Raw genomic sequence first — 754 nt, 5'->3', positions numbered from 1 at the left:
GCCGCCGGTTATATGATGGGACGCCCAGACTTCCTGGACATTGCCATTGTGTACGCATTAATCAACTTTACAGGGATGGTTGCGGTACTTCGCTTTTTCGAATACACAGCGCCAATTGAATAAAACTTAAATAATAATGGTTGGACATGTTTGTCTTAGATATTGTTAGTAGCCTCCTGCTAATAGCAGGCGTTTTCTTCGGCTTAAGTGGTGCCGTTGGACTTTTTAAATTCCCGGATTTCTTCACTCGCGTTCACGCAGCGAGTGTCACGGACTCTATTGCAGCCATTCTGATCATAGGCGGTCTCCTCTTGCAGACGTCTTTCGATTTAAATACCGCAAAACTTTTATTCATACTGGTGTTTTTGATGCTTACCAGTCCTACCGCTTCTCATGCTCTTGCTAAGTCAGCCCGTCATGGCGGCTTACTTACAATTGCTGAAACCAAGAAAGAACAACAGGAGCAAACGCACTAATGGCCGAACTGATCGACTTGGTACTGCTTGCTATGTTGGCGCTCACTGCTTTACGCATTATATTTTTGAAAGATTTATTTGCTGTCGTCATGCTCTTCGGAATATATAGTTTTCTGTCAGCATTGATATTCGTAAACCTTGACGCAGTTGATGTCGCGTTCACCGAGGCATCGGTTGGTGCGGGCATATCTACAGTACTCATGCTTGGCACACTGGCATTAACTGGTAGAAAGGAAAAGCAAAGTGCCCACTCTTCAATCCTCCCTTTGGTTGTAGTC

General features: G+C 44.7%; 3 protein-coding genes. All 3 read left to right on the top strand.

All coding sequences use genetic code 11. The features are described from left to right. The first annotated feature begins 12 nt into the window (after positions 1–12). Positions 13–123, top strand: coding sequence for a monovalent cation/H+ antiporter complex subunit F (locus A3761_RS25670; protein WP_369808200.1), 111 nt, complete (start codon positions 13–15; stop codon positions 121–123). Between the two features lie 23 nt (positions 124–146). Next, positions 147–476: a monovalent cation/H(+) antiporter subunit G gene (gene mnhG / locus A3761_RS07815; RefSeq protein WP_068510913.1), complete on the top strand. Its 330-nt coding sequence runs from the start codon at positions 147–149 to the stop codon at positions 474–476. After that, positions 476–754 (top strand): hydrogenase subunit MbhD domain-containing protein (locus tag A3761_RS07810; RefSeq protein WP_156491732.1); only part of this gene is annotated, 279 nt, incomplete at its 3' end. The genes mnhG and A3761_RS07810, both read left to right, overlap by 1 nt.

Source organism: Oleiphilus sp. HI0123, from assembly GCF_001635315.1.
Note: the sequence above shows the minus strand (reverse complement) of the source record. Positions and strands in the feature narration are given on the sequence as shown.

Excerpts from the sequence above, each read along its gene's own strand:
- A3761_RS25670 (WP_369808200.1), top strand. The coding sequence starts at position 13 with ATGATGGGACGCCCAGACTTCCTGGACATTGCCATTGTGTACGCATTA.
- mnhG (WP_068510913.1), top strand. The coding sequence starts at position 147 with ATGTTTGTCTTAGATATTGTTAGTAGCCTCCTGCTAATAGCAGGCGTT.